The organism is Bradyrhizobium sp. Ghvi (genome assembly GCF_900115265.1).
GTDB lineage: Bacteria > Pseudomonadota > Alphaproteobacteria > Rhizobiales > Xanthobacteraceae > Bradyrhizobium.
In genome coordinates, this window is the sequence record NZ_FOVU01000004.1 from 480,904 (window position 1) to 498,763 (window position 17,860).

Sequence of the window (17,860 nt, forward strand, 5' to 3'; positions counted from 1 at the left end):
GAAAGGAAGTATAGGTCTGGGGTTGCCGGCCACATTGATGCGCCGCAAACTGCGCGCGATTACCGGATGGCGGCCGCGAGCGCGGCGATGAGGGCAGGCGGCGTCACCAAGAGGCCGAGCTTGAGAAACGGCCAGGCGCCGACCTCGATCTTCTCCCGCCGCAGCGCGACCAGCCAGAGAATGGTCGCAAGCGAGCCTGTGACCGACAGGTTGGGCCCGAGATCGACGCCGATCAGGATGCCGCTGACGACGGACGCCGGCAGATGATCGCTCGCGGCAACGGAGCCGGCGACGAGGCCGACCGGAAGGTTGTTGGCGATGTTGTCGGCGATCGCGGTGGCAATGCCGACGCTCCAGGCAGCCTGCGTCACGGATTGCCCGATCGCCTGATGGAGCAACGCGCTGAGTTGCCCGATCACGCCGGTCTTGATCAACGTTTCCACCATCACGAAAAGGCCGCCAACCAGCGGCAATACGCTCCATGATACGCCCCGCAGCACCGGTAAAGGCGATTGCCGGCTGAGTAGCAGCACGATGGCGGCGGTCACCACGCCGCAGATGAAGGTCGGCAAGCCCAGCTGCTTGTCGAGCGCGGAAGCCCAGATCAGCACGATGCCGATGGCGCCGATCCCGTAGGCCGTCAATCGGCCGCCGCGGCCGAGCTTCGGGTGAGGGACGCGCTTTTCGATCGCTTCTTCCTTCAGCTCGCGGTGCAGGGCAAGGCGCAACGCGACGTAGGTGAGTCCGATCGAGGCAAGCGACGGTAGCGTAAACTGGCGCAGCCACGCGCCGAGGTGCGGCATGTGCTCGCCGAACACCACGAGATTGGCCGGATTGGAGATCGGCAGCACGAAACTGGCGGCATTGGCGATGAATGCGCAGACGAACAGATAGGGCAGCGGTTTTGCACCGGCCGCGCGGGTGGCGGCATAGACGGCCGGCGTCAGCACGATCGCGGTGGCATCGTTGGAGAGCAGCACGGTGACAAGCGTGCCGACGAGATAGATCAGCAGGAACAGCCGTTGGGGCGAACCGCGTGCATGCTCGACCGCGAATGCGGCCAGATAATCGAACAGGCCCTCGAGCCGCGCCAGCTCGGCGATCAGCATCATGCCGATCAGGAAGAGATAGACGTCGACACCTTTCGCGATGCCGAGAAGCGCATCCTGCCAGGGCAGGAAGCCGAGCAGCACCAGCGCCGCCGCGCCGAGCACGGCCCAGATCGCCTCGGGCAGGCGAAAAGGGCGAATGATGACGCCGGCAGTCGCGGCGGCAATGATGCTCCAGGCCCAGATGGCGTCAGACGGCAGGGTCGGCAACTCGATCTCCAAATTCCGTCCTGACTATCGCGCCCCGGACGGATCCGCCAGCCTCAAAACTTCACGGCCAGCCGAACTGCGCTGCCGTCGTCCCGGATCGGGGCGCGCTTGTCCGGGACGATACCGGCTTGCTTGGCTCGCATTCACCTCGCCACCGAAAGCCTCTCCGTGATTGCCTTGCGCAGGATGCGCGAAAGCGATTCGACGGAATATGGCTTCTGGATCAGCTCAAAGCCGCGGTGGGCGTTTTCCGCGAGCACGTTGCTGTAGCCGGAGGTGAGGACGACCGGGAGGCCCGGATAGCGCTCGCGGATGATTCCGGCGAGCTCGACGCCGTTCATACCGGGCATGATGACGTCGGAGAACACGAGGTCGACCGCAAATTCGTTCTCGCCGAGGATGGCGAGCGCCGCATTGGCGTTGGCGACGCGGCGGGTGACATAGCCGAGGTCTTCCAGAAGCTCGGTCGAGAACTGGCCGACATCATCATTGTCCTCGACCACGAGCACGCGATAGCCGCGCCCGGTGGTGGCTTCGCCGGTGAGCGCTGCGGCTTCCTTCTCGGCCACCGGACTGTGCGCTTGCGGCAGGTAGATGGTGAAGGTCGCCCCTTGGCCTTCTGTGCTCGTCACTGCGATGTCGCCTTCCGACTGCTTGGCGAAGCCGAAGGCCTGGCTGAGCCCGAGGCCGGTGCCTTTGCCGACTTCCTTGGTGGTGAAGAACGGCTCGAAGATGGCATCGATGTTTTCGGCCGCGATGCCGCAGCCGGTATCTGCGACCGAGATCGCGACGTAGTCGCCGCTGCGCGCCGATTGCGCGCGCAGGTTCGGGATGCCCCGGACCTTGCGAACTGAAATGGTGAGGCGGCCTTCGCCGTCCATGGCGTCGCGGGCATTGATGGCGAGGTTGATCAGCGCAGCCTCGAACTGCGCGATATCAGCGACGGTGAAGCAGTCGGCATCGTCGATTTCGACCACGATCTCGATGCGGGCGCCGACCAGCGGCCGTACCAGCTGCGCCACGCTTTCGACCTGGCTCCCGACGTTGAAGATCTGCGGCTTCAGGGGCTGCCGGCGTGCGAACGCCAGAAGCTGCGCGGTCAGCTTCGAAGCGCGCTCGACCGTGTCGGAGATGGCGTCGACATAGCGGCGGCGGCGCTCTTCCGGCAGCTCGCGGCGGCGCAGGAAGTCGGTCGCGGAGCGGATGATGGTGAGGAGGTTGTTGAAATCGTGCGCGACGCCACCGGTGAGCTGGCCGATCGCCTCCATCTTCTGCGATTGCCGCAGCGCTTCCTCGCCGCGGCGACGCTCGGTGATGTCGACGGCCTCAGGCACCGCGCCGGTGATGTTGCCGTGGCGATCGAGCACCGGGCGCATGCCGAACTCGAAATCGCGCTCGCCGATCGGCAGCCTTAGCCGCATCTCCATCCGTACCGCTTCGCCTTTCAGCACGGTGTCGAACGCCTCGCGCACTGTCGCGCTCATGCCGTGGGTGGCGGTGAACCAGGGTGTCTCCCACAGCAGCTTGCCGACGATGTCCTCCGGGCGCGCCTTGATTCCGTCGAGGGCGGTCTTGTTGGCATAGAGCAGCTCGCCCTTGAGGTTGACGAGGCCCTGATACTGGTTACTGGTCTCCAGGATCGCGCGCAGCCTTGCCTCGTTGAATTCGAGCTCGGCGGTACGCTCGGCGATGCGCTCTTCGAGCGTCTCGTTGAGCTTCCGCAGCTCGATCTCGGCCTGCTTGGCGACGGTGATGTCGTGAGCGACGCCGATGAAGCCGATATGCTTGCCGGTCGGATCCCAGCGCGGCTGCGATTCCGAGCGCAGCCAGCGCCATTCGCCGGAGGCATTCTTGTAGCGTGCTTCCAGCACGAACGGTTTGAGCGAAGCTTCGCCCTGTACGGATTGCTGCAACACATGCGGCAGGTCGTCGGGATGCAGCACCTTGCGCCAGTCGAAGGCGATGGCCTGCTCGTAGGGCAGGCCGACGAAGTCGACATAGGCCTGGTTGGCGAAGGAGCGCGTGCGGTCGAGCTTCGTCACCCAGATCGGCACCGGCGCGCTGTCGGCGATCAGCCGAAAACGTTCTTCGCTCTCACGCAGCGTCTCGCGCGCGAGCATCTGGTCGGTGATGTCGAAGTCGGCGCCCACGAGCCGGAGGGCGCGGCCGCTCTTGTCACGTTCGATTTTGGCGACGACGCGGATCCAGCGAGTCTCGCGGTCGTTCGATCGTATGATGCGGTACTCGTCGGAATAGTCGTCGCACGCACTCTTGAGAGTGTCGAACAGATGCTTGATCGTCCGCTGGCGATCCTCGGGGTGTATTCTGGCGACCCAATCCTCGTAGGTTTCGGCCGTTGCTTCGGGGGGCAGGCCGTGTACCAGCAGATATTCCGGCGAGCGGCGGTTCTTGAAGCCGTCGCGGAAGTCGATCTCGAGCCCTCCGACCTTGCCGATGCGCTGGATGCGCGCGAGCTCCGCCTCGCGCTCTTGGAGCGCGCGATAGGCATTGTCGCGCTCGCGCGCGATCTCTTCGAGGTGCTGGTGCAGCCGTTCGGCGGCGATGGTCTCGGGCAAAGGATCGTTCAAGGCGTCGGCCGTTGTGATGCGAGGGCGCACGTGCCGGGCCGATATTCACACAGACCAGGCCTGATAGCCATTGTTTCAAACGGAATGGACTCAAACGGGAATAGATCGGGAAACGCCCCGCGGAAAGGCGTGTGGTGGGTATGAACGAACGCCGGATTCCCGTATTTGTTCCTGATAGTGGAACGATGAGCCTCAGCGCGCGTATGTTGCGGGGTGCCACAGCCGAATTCGCAAAGCTCCCTTTCCCAAGAGGCTAAAGCTTGAAGCTCTTTGTCTGCCAGGACTGCGGCAATGTTCTCTATTTCGAGAACCGCGGCTGTGAACGTTGCGGTCATCGGGTCGCGTTCCTGCCGGAGAGGGAAACCATGTCGGCGGTCGAGCCGGACGGGGGAGGCTGGAAGACGCTTGCGGACAAGAGCGAGAGCCGCATGCTCTGCCGCAACGCCGAATACGACGCCTGCAACTGGCTGACCGATGTTAGCGATACCACGGGCTTTTGCCGCGCTTGCCGCCACAACGGCATCGTGCCCGACCTCTCCGATCCCGCGCAGCTCGCGGGCTGGCGCGAGCTGGAGGTCGCGAAGCACCGGCTATTCTATTCCCTGATCCGTTGGAAGCTGCCGCTTCAAACCCGGCAGCACGATCCCGAGCATGGCTTGATCTTCAATTTCCTCGCCGATGACCCGAGCACCGGGCAAAAGATCATGACCGGCCATGACAATGGCCGGATCACGATAGCTCTCACCGAGACCGACACCATCGAGCGCGAGCGGCGCAGGCTGGAGATGGGCGAGCCGTATCGGACGCTGCTCGGGCATTTCCGCCACGAGGTCGGGCACTATTTCTGGGACGTGCTGGTGCGTGATGGGGGGAAACTGGAGGAATGCCGCGCCGTGTTCGGCGACGATACTCTTGATTACGGGCAGGCCCTGCAGCGGCACTATGTCGAAGGCGCGCCGCCGGACTGGCAACAGAACTTCGTGTCGGCCTACGCCACCATGCACCCTTGGGAAGATTTCGCCGAGACCTGGGCGCACTACCTCCACATCGTCGATACACTGGAGATGGCCGGCGAGTTTGGCATGGAGGTGCGCCCCAAGGTGGATCGCGACGGCGAATTGACGGCGCGGATCCGCTTCAACCCCTACGAGGCGAAGGGCGTCGAGGCGCTTGTCAACGCATGGCTGCCCTTCACCTTCGCCATGAACAGCGTCAACCGCGCCATGGGCCTGCGCGATCTCTATCCCTTCATCCTGTCTCCGGCCGTGGTCGCCAAACTGGGCTTCATCCACAGCCTGGTCCGGGGCGTCGCCAAGGATAAGACCGAGGCCGGGAAGCCTTAGGCCGTCAGAGGCGCTTGATCGGCCCCCTCAGGTCTTGCGCTGGTACGCCAGCGGGGCGGATTTAGACCGTTGCCTCCGGCCCATTTTGCTGTACCACGACGGGATACGGCCCCGTCCGGTCGGCCCGCCAACGGCCCGGGAGGGGTCCCGCCCAAGGGACGAAGCTCAAGAAAATCATGTTCAAACGCATCCTGATCGCCAATCGCGGCGAAATCGCCTGCCGGGTCATCAAGACCGCCCGCAAGATGGGAATTCAGACGGTTGCCGTCTATTCCGAGGCCGACCGCGACGCCCTCCATGTCGAGATGGCCGACGAGGCCGTCCTGATCGGCCCGCCCGCCGCGGCCGAGAGCTATCTGGTGATCGAGAAGATCGTCGAGGCCTGCCGGAAGACGGGCGCCGAGGCCGTGCATCCCGGTTATGGCTTCTTGTCCGAACGCGAAGCATTTCCGCGGGCGCTGGAGGCCGGCGGCATCGTCTTCATCGGCCCGAACCCGGGCGCGATCGCCGCGATGGGCGACAAGATCGAATCCAAGAAGGCGGCCGCGAAAGCCAAGGTCTCGACCGTGCCGGGCTATCTCGGCGTGATCGAGGACGACAAGCACGCGGTGAGGATCGCCGACGAGATCGGCTATCCCGTGATGATCAAGGCCTCTGCCGGCGGTGGTGGCAAGGGCATGCGTATCGCGCATTCCAAGTCTGAAGTCGCCGAGGGCTTCAACCTCGCCAAGGCCGAGGCCAAGGCCTCGTTCGGCGACGACCGCGTCTTCATTGAAAAATTCATCGTCGATCCCCGCCACATCGAGATCCAGGTGCTGGGCGACAAGCATGGCAACGTGATCTATCTCGGCGAGCGCGAATGCTCGATCCAGCGTCGCAACCAGAAGGTCATCGAGGAGGCGCCGTCGCCGCTGCTTGACGAGGCCACCCGCCGCAAGATGGGCGAGCAGGCGGTCGCGCTGGCCAAGGCCGTGAACTATGATTCCGCCGGCACCGTCGAGTTCGTCGCCGGACAGGACAAGAGCTTCTACTTCCTGGAGATGAACACGCGCCTCCAGGTCGAGCATCCCGTCACCGAGCTCGTCACCGGAGTCGATCTCGTCGAGCAGATGATCCGCGTCGCCGCCGGTGAGAAGCTCGCCATCGCGCAAAAGGACGTCACGCTCACCGGCTGGGCCGTGGAGTCGCGCCTCTATGCGGAAGATCCGTTCCGCAATTTCCTGCCGTCGATCGGGCGTCTGGTGAAATATCGTCCGCCGGCGGAAGCGAGCCAGGACGGCATCACGATCCGCAACGACACCGGCGTGCAGGAGGGCGGCGAGATCTCGATCCATTACGATCCGATGATCGCAAAGCTCGTCACGCACGCGCCGTCGCGCGCAGCCGCGATCGAGGCGCAGGCGACTGCGCTCGATTCGTTCTATGTCGACGGCATCAGGCACAACATCCCGTTCCTCTCGGCGCTGATGCATCATCCACGCTGGCGCGAGGGGCGCCTGTCGACCGGCTTCATCGCCGAGGAATTTCCCAAGGGCTTTGCGGTGCGCGTGCCCGAAGGCGAGGTTGCGCGTCGCATCGCCGCAGTCGGCGCCGCCATCGATCATGTGCTCGGCGAACGCAAGCGGCAGATCTCCGGGCAGATGGGCGGCCGGATCGTGCAGCGCGAGCGCCGTCGCGCCGTCTGGCTCGATCGCCAGGAGATCCAGCTCGAGGTCGGACGCGAGGGCGAGGCGATCGCGATCCGCTTCCTCGATTCCGACGGCAACGCCGGCAACGCGCATCTGCTGCAGTCCGCATGGAAGCCGGGCGATCCGGTCTGGCAGGGCACCATCGACGGCCACTTCGTCGCGGTGCAGGCGCGCCCGATCGCCAACGGCATCCGTCTCGCACATCAAGGCGTCGAGGTGCCGGTCTATGTCTGGACCGAAACGGAAGCGACGTCCGCACGCCTGATGCCGGTCGCCGCGGCGTCCGATACCGGCAAAAAGCTGCTATGTCCGATGCCCGGCCTCATCGTCTCGATCGCGGTAACCGAAGGTCAGGAGGTCAAGGCCGGCGAGACGCTGGCCGTGGTCGAAGCCATGAAGATGCAGAACGTGCTTCGCGCCGAGCGGGACGGTACCGTGAAGAAGATCCACGCCAGCGCCGGCGCGACGCTCGCGGTGGACGCGCTGATTCTGGAGTTTGCGTAAACGTGTGAGTGGGGCTCGCGCGGCCTCCATAACTCGACCGAGACAGCATCATGGCCTTTCGTTCCCGTCGCGAGAAACTGCGCTTCATCCTCTCGGGTTCGGCTTGCGTCCATCCCGGGTCGGTCTATGACGCGATTTCGATCCGTATTGCCGAGGATCTCGGCTTTCCGCTCGGCATGTTCGGCGGCTCGGTCGCATCGCTTGCGGTGCTTGGCGATCCCGACGTCACCCTGATCACCCTGACGGAGCTTGCCGAGCAGATGCGGCGGATGTCGCGCGCCGCGGGTTTGCCGGTGCTGGTCGATGCCGACCACGGCTACGGCAATGCCCTCAACGTGCGCCGTACGGTGCAGGAGTTGGAGACCGCGGGCGCTGCCGGCCTGACCATCGAGGACACGCTGCTTCCCGCAGCTTTCGGCGAGGCGAAGGCGCAGCTGATCTCGCTGGAGGAGGGCGTCGGCAAGATGAAGGCCGCGCTCGACGGCCGCGGCGATCCCTCGCTCGTCATCATGGGCCGCACCGGCGCTGCCTCCATCACCTCGATCGATGACGCGATCCGCCGCGCCAAGGCTTATGAAGCGACCGGTGTCGATGCGCTGTTCTTCACCGGCATCAAGTCGCGCGCCGAAATCGAGGCGATCTCGTCCGCCACGCGTCTGCCGATTGTGCTCGGCGGTGCGCCCGACGAACTGAATGACATCGATTATCTACAGGGCCTGCGCGTACGGATCGCGCTTCAGGGCCATGCGCCGATCGCGGCGGCGACGCAGGCGGTCTACGATGTCCAGAAAGCGCTGCGCGAGGGCAGGTCGCCCAAAGCGCTGAAGGGATTGGCGTCGGCGGAGCTGACCAGTCGCATCACGCGGGACGCCGAAGTCAAGGCGCGCAGTGCGGCTCTTCTCGGGCTCAAGCCATGAGCCGGGCGATCCTCCAGGTCATGATCCGAGGGCAAGTCCAGGGCGTCGGCTATCGCGCCTGGGTTGAATACCAGGCGACCGCGAGCGGCCTCGAAGGCTGGGTCCGCAACCGCCGCGACGGCAGCGTGGAGGCGCTGTTCGCCGGCGCGCCCAAGCATGTCGCCGACATGGTCGCGCTCTGCCGGCATGGTCCGCCGTCCTCGCGCGTGGATAGCGTGACGAGTGAGACGGCAAGTGCGGATGAGCTGAACCTGCGCAGGGCAGGGGAAGCGTTCTCGGTACTGCCGACGGTGTGAGGGGAATGATCGGCTCTCGCAGTGTTTACCTCTCCCTTCGGGAGAGGTACCTTGGCAGTTTCGAAATCGCTTCGCTCAGCTCGTGGATTTCGTACGGCTTGCGCAGGATCGGGAAATCGCCGCGCACGCCAGCTGCGACGTCGCTGTAACCGGTGGCGAGCAGGATTGGCAGGCCGGGGCGAAGCTGGCGGAGACGATGGGCGAGGGTGAGCCCATCCATCTTTCCAGGCATCACGATGTCGGAGAAGACGAAGTCGATGCTATTCTTCTCGACCTCATGCAAGGCGGCTTCGGCATCGGCGACGCGATGTACGTTGTAGCCGAGCTGCTCTAGAAGGCCGGTGCTGACCAGGGCAACGTCGGGATTGTCTTCGACCAACAGCACTGTGCCGCTGCCTCGCAGCAGCGCAGCCCCAGGCGTTTCACGCGGTGCAGTCGCGGTCTCCCGCGGCAGCAGGATGGTGAAGGTCGTGCCCTTGCCGAGCTCGCTGGTCACCTTCACGGTGCCGCCGGCCTGGTGGGCAAAGCCGTGCACCTGGGAGAGGCCGAGGCCGGTGCCTTTCCCGATCGGCTTCGTGGTGAAGAACGGCTCGAAGATCTTGTCGAGCACGTCCGAGGGAATGCCGAGCCCGGTATCGGCGACGCCGATCGCGACGAATTCGCCGGCATGCGGTGGCTCGTCCTCCACGACGTTGTGTGCGCTGATTGTCACCGTGCCCCCGTCCGGCATCGCATCGCGCGCATTGATGACAAGGTTGAGCAGCGCCGTCTCGAGCTCGGAAACGTCGGCCTTGACCGGCCAGATCTCGCGGTTGACGTCGAAGGCAAGACGCACCGCGCTGCCGACGCCGGCGTAGAGCACGTCGCGGATCGCCTCGAGACGGCTGGCGAAGTCGATCGACTGCGGGTTGACGCTCTGGCGGCGGGCGAAGGTGAGGAGCTGGTTGGTCAGCGCCGCGCCGCGTTTCGTCGCAGTCTCGACCGCTGAGATCGCGCGCTCGAGCCTGGGATCGTCGATGGCGCCTTTCTTGAGAATGTGAAGGCTGCCGCTGATGATCATCAGCAAATTATTGAAGTCGTGCGCGACGCCGCCAGTGAGCTGGCCGAGCGCATCGAACTTCTGCGACTCTGCAAGCTGTCTCTGCATCGCCTCGAGCTTGAGCTGAGTGTTGCGGCGCTCGGTAATGTCGCGGGTGATCTTGGCGAATCCGACGAGAGTGCCGTCCTCGTAGATCGGGTCGATCACGACGCTGGCCCAGAAGAAGGTGCCGTCCTTGCGGACACGCCAGCCTTCCTCCTCATAGCGGCCCTGGTCCCGCGCGATGCCGAGCGCGCGGGCAGGCTTGCCGTTGGCGCGGTCAGTCTCGGTGTAAAAGCGCGAGAAGTGCTGGCCGAGGATCTCCTGGGGCGAATAGCCTTTGATCCGTTCCCCGCCGATGTTCCAGCTGGTGATGATGCCGGTGGGATCGAGCATGTAGAGGGCGTAGTCCGCGACCCCCTCCACCAACAGCCGGAAACTCCGTTCGCTTTCGAACAAGTCTCTCTGTTGACTGGACTTTCTGATCATTCCCGACCCCACCTCGACCGGAGCAAACGCTGCAGAATGGGTTTGGTTCCCGTTCCTCTGAGACCTTTTTGGGCAAATGGAGCGGATGGGTATGCAAGGCGCAAGGCGCCGACGAGCACTTGACATGCGCTCACATCGGACAGATATTTCTGTCATGACAGAAATAACCGGAAAGAAGAAACTCCCGGCCGCCGTCGAACGCTTCATCCTGCACTGGGGCGACATGGGGGATCAGTGGGGCGTCAACCGCTCAGTCAGCCAAATCCACGGGCTGCTCTATCTCGCCGAGACACCGATGACGGCCGAAGATATCGCCGAGACGCTTGGCATGGCGCGCTCCAACGTCTCCAACTCGCTGAAGGAGCTGCTCGCCTGGAACCTGATCCGGAGGGTGCCGATCCTCGGCGACCGTCGCGATCATTACGAGGCCGAGACCGACATCTGGGAGGTCGCAGCCCGCATCGCGGCACGGCGCAAGGAGCGGGAGCTCGATCCGGCGATCGCGGCGCTCAGGGCCTGCGTATCCGACGCCACCGAGGATCCGACCATCAATCCGGTCGCGAGCAAACGCTTGAAGGAGATGCTCGACTTCACCGAGCTCGCCGACCACTGGTTCATGCAGATGCTGAAAGTGCCGCGGCCGCGGCTGGTCGCCTTGATGCGCCTTGGCGAGAAGATCGCCAACCTGCTGCCGCTGGGCAAAGCCAAATAAGCTTGTGGAGGTTGCGATGACGTCGGCGAGAATATCAGGCTCGAACGCACCAACCTCCGCTCACATCAAACTGCTCGACGATCGCCGCTTCCGCGCGCTGCTGTCGGACCAGGATTGGGGCCGGCTGCCGCTCGCGACCTGGCGGCGCTTCTCCAAGCGCGTCGCCGACGGCGACAGCGTGGTCTATGTCGGTGTGGTCGAGGAGGTCGCCTTCAGCGACATCGGCTGGTGCTTGGCGCAGGCCGCGCGCCTGATCGGCGGGCCGCTCCCCACGGGGCGCGACACGGGCGTGCCGATGATCGTGACGGTCACCGAGGACGGCGCGACCGGCGGTCAGACCTGGACCCGGATCTGTGCGCGCAAGCGCGGCTTTCCGCAGGTGATCCATTCCGCCAAGCGTTTCGCCGGCCCGACCGGGCTCGAGGAATATGTCGGCTTCGGCATCTCGATGGCGCTGCGCATCGCGGTGGAAGGCCAGACGCTGACCTTCCGCAGCGCCGGATACGGCCTGCAGCTCGGACGCTTGTGGATTCCGCTGCCGCAATGGCTCACGCCGGGCGATCTCACCGTGACGCACAGCGATCTCGGTGAGGGTGCGTTCCGCTTCACCCTCGATGTCGTTCATCCGCGCTACGGCGCGCTGATCCACCAGTCTGCATTGTTCAGGGAGGCCGTATCATGACGCCGCTGTTGTGGACGCTCATCGCCATCCAGATCGTGATGGGTGTGTTCGACACCTTCTATCACCACGAATTCACCGAACGCCTGGCCTGGCGTCCGTCGCAGCGTTTCGAGCTGAAGCTGCACGGCATCCGCAATATGCTCTATGCGCTGCTGTTCCTGCTGCTCGGTTGGCTTTTGGTCTATGGCGTGCTGGCGCTGCTGATCGTCGCCGTGCTGATCGCCGAGATCGTCATCACGCTGATGGACTTCGTCGAGGAGGATCTGAGCCGAAAGTTGCCGCCGAGCGAACGGATCAATCACACGCTGCTCGCGATCAACTACGGCGCCATCCTGGTGCTGCTATTGCCCGTGCTGATCGCCTGGGCGATGCAGCCCTTTGGGGTAGCGGTCGTGTATGAGGGCCTGCTCAGCATCGCCGCGACCGCTTGCGCCGTCGGCGCGGCACTCTGCGGCATCAGGGATTTTGCCGCGATGCGCCGGCTTGGCCGCACGCGCAGCGTTCCTGCCAATGGTCTCGTCGAGAAGCTGCCTGGCCGCAAAACCGTGCTGATCACGGGCGCCACAGGCTTCATCGGCAGCCGCCTCGCAGCGAGCTTCAGCGGGGCAGGGCATCATGTCATCGCGCTGATCCGCAACCCCGCGAAGGCCGAGATGTTGCCGCCGCCGGCGACGCTGATCACCAGCCTCGATCAGCTCGCAGCCGACACGCAGATCGACGCCATCGTTAATCTCGCCGGTGAGCCGATCGGCAACGGCCTGTGGACTGAAGCGAAGCGCGCAAAGATCATCGGCTCGCGCGTCGATATGACCGGCGAGGTCATCAAGCTGATCGCAAGGCTTGACCGCAAGCCGGAGGTCCTGATCAGCGGCTCGGCGATCGGCTGGTATGGATTGTGGGCCGACCAGGTCCTGACGGAATCCGCCAAGTCGCACGCCTGCTTCAGCCACGAGCTGTGCGCGGCCTGGGAGAAAGCGGCGCGGCCGGCAGAGGAGCTTGGCGTCCGTGTGGTCTTCTTGCGCATCGGTCTCGTGCTCGGCACGCAAGGCGGCTTCATCACGCGCATGCTGACGCCGTTCGAGTTCGGGCTCGGCGGTCCCCTCGGCACCGGACGGCAATGGATGTCCTGGATCGAGCGCGACGACCTGATCAGACTGATCGCCTATGTGATGGCGACGCCCGATCTGACCGGGCCGGTCAATGCCACCGCGCCGATCCCCGTCACCAACGCAAAGTTCACCGAGGAGCTCGGCCGACGCCTGCACCGGCCCGCGGTGTTCCGGATTCCCGGCGGTCTGTTGCGCTGGATCGGCGGCGGCTTTGCCGACGAGCTGCTGCTCGGCGGACAGCGCGTGCTGCCGAACAAGGCGCTGAGCCGCGGCTTCGTCTTTCGGCATGAGACGCTGCGCAGTGCATTCGAGGCGATTCTCTGAGGAGTTCAGGTTGTGGCCAAGCTCCGGAACGTCGCGGCCACCGCCCGCAACGCCGCGAGCTTGGCGGGATCGCTGACCTTCGAATGCAGCATCACTTTCGAGCTGCCGAGTTTCGGCAGCTTGTGCGCAGGCCCGATGTCGATGAGGCCCGGCGGAGCAATCCGCCGCGCCAGCGGTGCGACAGCGAGGCCGGCGAGCGCAGCGGCCACCACCGCCGTCACGCCGCCGCCGACAAAACGTTCGCGCCAGCTGACGCCCGCCCTGTCGAGCTTGCGGACGGCGACGGCACGGACACCGCAGGGCGGGGCGAGGGTCGCGAGTGGTAGAGGTTCGCCCTTCGGCGGGGTGAAGCGTCGCGACGCGAACCAGCCGAACTCGTCCTCAGTCAGTTTTTCACCGCCGCGGCGGCTGCCTTCCTGACGCACGATCACCGCATCGAGCTCGCCCGCATCATAGATGTCCTGCATTTCGCGCGAGAAGCCGATGGTGACGGCGAGCGTGAGGTTCGACGACATCGCGTGCAGGCGCTCCAGCAGCGGCACTAGCTCGGGGCCGGCGGCGTGATCGGAGATGCCAAGCGAGAGCGACTGCGCGGCCGGTGCCTCGCCCGACAGCGCACGGTCATGCGCGGCCATCAGCGCGCGGGCGCGATCGAGGAACGCCGCCCCGTCGGCGGTGAGCCGGACTGCACGCGGCGAGCGCTCGATCAGGCGTTTGCCCAGCACGGCCTCCAGCCGCTGCAGCTTGAGACTGACGGCCGCCTGCGTCGTGCCGAGCGCCTCAGCGGCGCGGGTAAAACTCTGGAGGTCGGCGACCAGCAGGAAGGCCTTGATGGTGGCGATGTCGAGTGTAGCTGTCATTAATCTTAGTTATCACTGGTATCATCAGCGATAAGATACCAAAATGACAGCGGAAGGTCTAGCTTCTCACCAACGCCGCGCCGACAGCGCGGACAGCTTGAGGAGAACGACCATGCCCCTGATCACCGTGTCCTACACCACCTCCCGCCAGTCGCCGTCGCTGAAGGCCGACATCGCGAACGCCGTGTCCGAGCTGACGGCAAAGATCCTGCACAAGGATCCCAACGTCACCGCCATCATCGTGAAGCCGGTCGATGCGGGGGACTGGTTCGCGGGCGGCAAGTCGCTCGCCGAGCAGAAGCTTGCCAGCTACTGGATCGACATCCACGTCACCGAAGGCACCAACACCAAGGACGAGAAGGCGGCCTATCTCGCCGAGATGTTCAAGCGCATGGCGGAGATTTTGGGCCCGCTGCACCCCGAGACCTACCTGCATGTCGACGAGGTCAAGGGCGATGCCTACGGCTTTGGCGGCCTGAGCCAGGAACGCCGCTACATCGCCGGCAAGCTCGACGTGCCGCTGAGGGCGGCGTGAGGCCTTTGAGCCGCGGGTCGCGATCTCACCCGCGGCTCGTTTGTCAGCTGGCGGCCCGGAACTGGACTTCGGAGTTGCTCAGGAAGCACGTCTTGTCGAACAGCTTCAGGTCCAGCGGGTTCGGCAGCCTGACATCGCTGATGTCAGGACAGCGCTTGGTCTCTGGATCATAGGACCGGTCGATCTGCGAGATGAAGACGACGATCAGTCCCTTGTCGCGCGCGAAGGATTTCAGTGCGTGCACCTGCACGGTGAGATCGGGGTTTTCCCGCCTCTGGTCGAGCAGTTGCAGATAGTCGATCACGACGACCGTGCCGCGCGGAGCTGTTGCCATTTGCTTGACGACGTAGTCGGCGCTGATGGCGTCGGAGCAATCGAGCTCGAACAGCTCGTCGAATTGCGCTGGCTCAGCGCCGATCGCCCGCAGCCGGTCTAGTACATCTTTCTCGGTGTATTCGAGCGAGAAGAATGCGGCGCGATGGCCGCATTTCATCGCCTCCACCGCGAGTTCAAGGCTCATCAAGGTCTTGCCCTGACCGGGACGCGCGCCGATCAGAACCAGGTCGCCGGGCCTGAACTGCGGAAATAGCTTGTTGGCGGGCGTCAATGCCGCGGCTTTTGCTGCGAGCATGCTCCAGGCGGAAAAGCCTTCCGTCGTCGCGATGCGGTCGAGCGCGTCGTGAAGGGGAATGCCCTCGTCGCGGGACAGGCATTTTGCCTTACGCTTCAGATGATAGATCGGTGCAGACAGTTTCATCGTCAAACCTCCTGATGCGAGCAGAAAGCGCAATCCCTCCTTATGCCCAGTGCTCGAACAGTCGGTCCGATGGTTTAGTCGCCCGGCATGAGGTTTGCTTTCCCGGCGGAGGGGGGAGGCGTGGGCGGCGCCTGAAACAAGCGTAGCTGATTCCGCGATGAACGGTGAACACGCCCGAGCCGGCTCGAACAGAAAAAGTGTCAGGAGGCCGCTTCCGCGAGCAGCGCGCGGGTCGGCCCGAACAGCTCTTCGAAGGCCTGCCGGAGCGCGACGTCGACGTCGGCCAGCGTCACGAGCTGGCCAAGATCGACCAGCGAGGTCACGCCGTAGCGGGCATCGGTGACGCCGCACGGCACGATGCCGCCGAAATGCGACAACTCCGGCTCGACATTGATGGCGATGCCGTGGAACGAGACCCAGCGCTTCAGCCGCACGCCGATCGCCGCGATCTTGTCCTCATGCCCCGGTCCTTTATCGGGCCGCTTCACCCAGACGCCGACCCGGTCCTCGCGCCGCTCGCCGCGGATGTTGAAGGCGGCGAGGGTCTTCAGAATCAGCTCCTCAAGACTCGCGACATAGGCCCGTACGTCAGGCCGACGGCGTTTGAGGTCGAGCATGATGTAGGCCACCCGCTGGCCGGGGCCGTGATAGGTGAGCTGCCCGCCGCGCCCCGTCGCGAAGGTCGGGAATCGTGGATTGAGCAGGTCGGTCTGCTTGCCTGACGTCCCGGACGTATAGAGCGGGGGATGCTCGAGCAGCCAGACCAGCTCCGGGACCTCGCCCGCCGCGATCGCGGCAACCCGCGCCTCCATTTCGGCCACGGCTTGCGGATAGGGCACCGGCGCGTCCGAAATCCGCCATTCGACTGGCTCGCCGCCAGCGGCGGAAAATGACGTCAAATCGAGCTCTTGGCGCAGGTTTTGAGGCGAATTAACCATTGGCTAACCATAACGTGGTGATGATCGCAGGCGTAAATGCCAAGTCCTTTGGCGTTGAGTTCCAAGTCTTAAGTCTCAAAGGTCTTAAGTCTCCAGTTGCGGCGGTCCTGACAGTGCCCACACTCGATAAAGTTACCGTGGATCTCATGGTCGTGCTCGGGACGACCACCATGCCGATCCATCAGGTATTACGTCTTTCCCGCGGCGCCATCATCGAGCTCGACGCAACCGAGGCTGACGAGGTCAAGGTCCTGGCCAACAATCTGCCGGTGGCCTCCGGCGTCGTGCTGGTCGACCGCAACCGAATCGCGGTCGAGGTCAAGCAGATGCTGCCGCGGACGCCGGGGACGCGGTAGGGCCGGCCCACCTGATAGGGCCGATACGGGCGGGTGAGACTTTCCTGCCAAGCTTGTGGAATTCAGGGCCTTTGCAGGCTTGTATCCCCCTGATGGATTTGTTAGATCGGCGGCCGCTGATCCGGCCAGCCTCTAGACCTCAGGCCGGTATCTCCTAGCGCTCGTGGCGGAACTGGTAGACGCGCTGCCTTGAGGTGGCAGTGGGTAACACCGTGGGGGTTCGAGTCCCTCCGAGCGCACCAAAATCCACATTTCTAATTGAAATGATTAAGTTTTTTCTGGGTGTTGCCCGGGAATGTTACCACTCCGTTCTGGCTAGCCGTTCCCGTGCCGTTCGCCCGTGGCGCTGCAAGCCACTCAATGGCTGGGTGGTTCTTGCCATAACCAAGCGCAGCAAAGGCTTCGGAGATGGAGCGAGTATCGATTCAGGTCTCGCTTGCCTGACACTGCTACTTCGATTCCAAGACGTTCCGATCGATCCAGATCAGGTGCGACATCAATTGGGCGGCAGAATAGTCGGAACTGCCGACATCATCCGATCGCTTCGTGAGTATGGCCTCAAGGCGAGGCTTGCCAGTGCACGATGGCGCGCCTTCCGGCGACCGCGTTGCCCGTCTGTTAGCCTGGAATCCCGTCGACTAAACTAGCGCAGAAGACCAAAAATCTCGACCAGATTGCTCTGAACTAGATTGTAGCAGTCGTAGAAATTCAGTCTGTCCGCGCGCTTCTCATAAAGGCTCGTTTCGATGCCACCGACGAGCATTCTGTCCATAGCGGCTCTGCTGTCCTCGCTCAACATCCAGCCCAAAGCCGGTGAGGGCACGATCCCCCTGCAAAGAGGAATCATGAAGTAGTGACTTCCGCAGAGCGATCGGGAGTATCTTGCCAAAGTTTTCGACGAATGGACTGCTCTAGCTGCTCGGCTCGACTCGAGCCCATTTACGGCAACAATCAGTGGATGAAATGGTACCTCTGGTGCGAGAATTGAAAGCTCGCGCACTCGGCTGGCAAGGCTACTATCGTTGTCGAGATTGTCCCTATCGCTATCAAGGTCGGTCATTGAGGTATCATTCAGAATCTCCAGGAAGATCGACTTTCGGAAGCCCGGCGCGCACGCGTTCTCAAATTTGGCTATTCCAAGAGGATTCATCGTTGCGGCTGCAACTTCTTGAGATGAGACGGTGCCATTATTGTCGAAGTAGCCACCATCGATGACATGACCGACGTGCTTGGTGATCGTTCCGGCCGCGTCTCCGATCTTGTCATGCACGAGGCTTCGGCGGAGGCCGGCCTGTTCGTCCATGCACGCCGATCCTCCGATGATACGGGCGCCGACCCCGCCTATGCCGCGATCCTTCATTTTGG

16 protein-coding genes and 1 tRNA gene are annotated in these 17,860 nt (G+C 63.9%); 10 read left to right on the forward strand and 7 right to left on the reverse strand.

The window, feature by feature from the left end; translation table 11 throughout:
- Positions 1-59: 59 nt before the first annotated feature.
- Both BM374_RS17825 and BM374_RS17830 read right to left on the reverse strand, forming a co-directional pair.
- Positions 60-1,310 (reverse strand): arsenic transporter, encoded by a 1,251-nt coding sequence (locus tag BM374_RS17825; RefSeq protein WP_092294996.1) that lies wholly within the window; start codon positions 1,308-1,310, stop codon positions 60-62.
- A 152-nt stretch (positions 1,311-1,462) separates the two neighbouring features.
- A complete protein-coding gene (locus BM374_RS17830; protein ID WP_092294369.1) occupies positions 1,463-3,937 on the reverse strand; it encodes a PAS domain-containing protein in 2,475 nt (824 codons plus the stop codon).
- A 230-nt stretch (positions 3,938-4,167) separates the two neighbouring features.
- Between BM374_RS17830 and BM374_RS17835 the strand changes: the two genes are divergently transcribed.
- From BM374_RS17835 to BM374_RS17850, 4 genes are all read left to right on the forward strand, one after another.
- Positions 4,168-5,250 (forward strand): zinc-binding metallopeptidase family protein, encoded by a 1,083-nt coding sequence (locus BM374_RS17835; RefSeq protein WP_092294371.1) that lies wholly within the window; start codon positions 4,168-4,170, stop codon positions 5,248-5,250.
- Between the two features lie 176 nt (positions 5,251-5,426).
- Positions 5,427-7,442, forward strand: a complete 2,016-nt coding sequence (locus BM374_RS17840) for an acetyl-CoA carboxylase biotin carboxylase subunit (RefSeq protein WP_092294373.1) — start codon at positions 5,427-5,429, stop codon at positions 7,440-7,442.
- Between the two features lie 50 nt (positions 7,443-7,492).
- Positions 7,493-8,359 (forward strand): isocitrate lyase/PEP mutase family protein, encoded by an 867-nt coding sequence (locus BM374_RS17845; RefSeq protein ID WP_092294375.1) that lies wholly within the window; start codon positions 7,493-7,495, stop codon positions 8,357-8,359.
- On the forward strand, positions 8,356-8,655 hold the full coding sequence (locus BM374_RS17850; protein WP_092294377.1) for an acylphosphatase: 300 nt from the start codon (positions 8,356-8,358) through the stop codon (positions 8,653-8,655). The genes BM374_RS17845 and BM374_RS17850 overlap by 4 nt, the downstream gene beginning before the upstream one ends.
- Positions 8,656-8,680: 25 nt before the next feature.
- Here BM374_RS17850 and BM374_RS17855 read toward each other — a convergent pair whose 3' ends face one another.
- The gene (locus BM374_RS17855; protein WP_092294379.1) at positions 8,681-10,222 is read right to left on the reverse strand and encodes a PAS domain-containing hybrid sensor histidine kinase/response regulator family protein; all 1,542 of its coding nucleotides are present in this window, start codon (positions 10,220-10,222) and stop codon (positions 8,681-8,683) included.
- A 154-nt stretch (positions 10,223-10,376) separates the two neighbouring features.
- Here BM374_RS17855 and BM374_RS17860 point away from each other — a divergent pair, with 154 nt between their 5' ends.
- From BM374_RS17860 to BM374_RS17870, 3 genes are read left to right on the forward strand one after another with little or no spacing between them, the layout of a single operon-like run.
- Positions 10,377-10,934: a GbsR/MarR family transcriptional regulator gene (locus tag BM374_RS17860; protein ID WP_177248377.1), complete on the forward strand. Its 558-nt coding sequence runs from the start codon at positions 10,377-10,379 to the stop codon at positions 10,932-10,934.
- A gap of 16 nt (positions 10,935-10,950) precedes the next feature.
- Positions 10,951-11,616, forward strand: coding sequence for a DUF4166 domain-containing protein (locus BM374_RS17865; RefSeq protein ID WP_092294384.1), 666 nt, complete (start codon positions 10,951-10,953; stop codon positions 11,614-11,616).
- A complete protein-coding gene (locus BM374_RS17870) occupies positions 11,613-13,049 on the forward strand; it encodes a TIGR01777 family oxidoreductase (RefSeq protein WP_092294386.1) in 1,437 nt (478 codons plus the stop codon). The genes BM374_RS17865 and BM374_RS17870 overlap by 4 nt, the downstream gene beginning before the upstream one ends.
- A gap of 5 nt (positions 13,050-13,054) precedes the next feature.
- Here the strand turns inward: BM374_RS17870 and BM374_RS17875 are convergent, their stop codons facing one another.
- Positions 13,055-13,909, reverse strand: a complete 855-nt coding sequence (locus BM374_RS17875; RefSeq protein WP_092294388.1) for a LysR family transcriptional regulator — start codon at positions 13,907-13,909, stop codon at positions 13,055-13,057.
- Positions 13,910-14,021: 112 nt separating this feature from the next.
- Between BM374_RS17875 and BM374_RS17880 the strand changes: the two genes are divergently transcribed.
- A complete protein-coding gene (locus BM374_RS17880) occupies positions 14,022-14,444 on the forward strand; it encodes a tautomerase family protein (protein WP_092294391.1) in 423 nt (140 codons plus the stop codon).
- A gap of 43 nt (positions 14,445-14,487) precedes the next feature.
- On the opposite strand, the gene BM374_RS17885 is transcribed toward BM374_RS17880, so the two are convergent.
- Together BM374_RS17885 and lipB are read right to left on the reverse strand one after the other, a co-directional pair.
- On the reverse strand, positions 14,488-15,201 hold the full coding sequence (locus BM374_RS17885; RefSeq protein WP_177248378.1) for a DNA helicase: 714 nt from the start codon (positions 15,199-15,201) through the stop codon (positions 14,488-14,490).
- Between the two features lie 200 nt (positions 15,202-15,401).
- Positions 15,402-16,139, reverse strand: coding sequence for a lipoyl(octanoyl) transferase LipB (gene lipB / locus BM374_RS17890; RefSeq protein WP_092294393.1), 738 nt, complete (start codon positions 16,137-16,139; stop codon positions 15,402-15,404).
- A 113-nt stretch (positions 16,140-16,252) separates the two neighbouring features.
- Between lipB and BM374_RS17895 the strand changes: the two genes are divergently transcribed.
- Positions 16,253-16,495 carry a FliM/FliN family flagellar motor switch protein gene (locus BM374_RS17895; protein WP_011088012.1) on the forward strand — a complete coding sequence of 81 codons (243 nt, stop codon included), beginning with the start codon at positions 16,253-16,255 and terminating at the stop codon, positions 16,493-16,495.
- A gap of 157 nt (positions 16,496-16,652) precedes the next feature.
- A tRNA-Leu gene (locus BM374_RS17900) sits at positions 16,653-16,737 on the forward strand.
- 401 nt (positions 16,738-17,138) lie between these two features.
- On the opposite strand, the gene BM374_RS17905 is transcribed toward BM374_RS17900, so the two are convergent.
- Positions 17,139-17,798: a hypothetical protein gene (locus tag BM374_RS17905; protein ID WP_143270213.1), complete on the reverse strand. Its 660-nt coding sequence runs from the start codon at positions 17,796-17,798 to the stop codon at positions 17,139-17,141.
- Positions 17,799-17,860 lie beyond the last annotated feature (62 nt).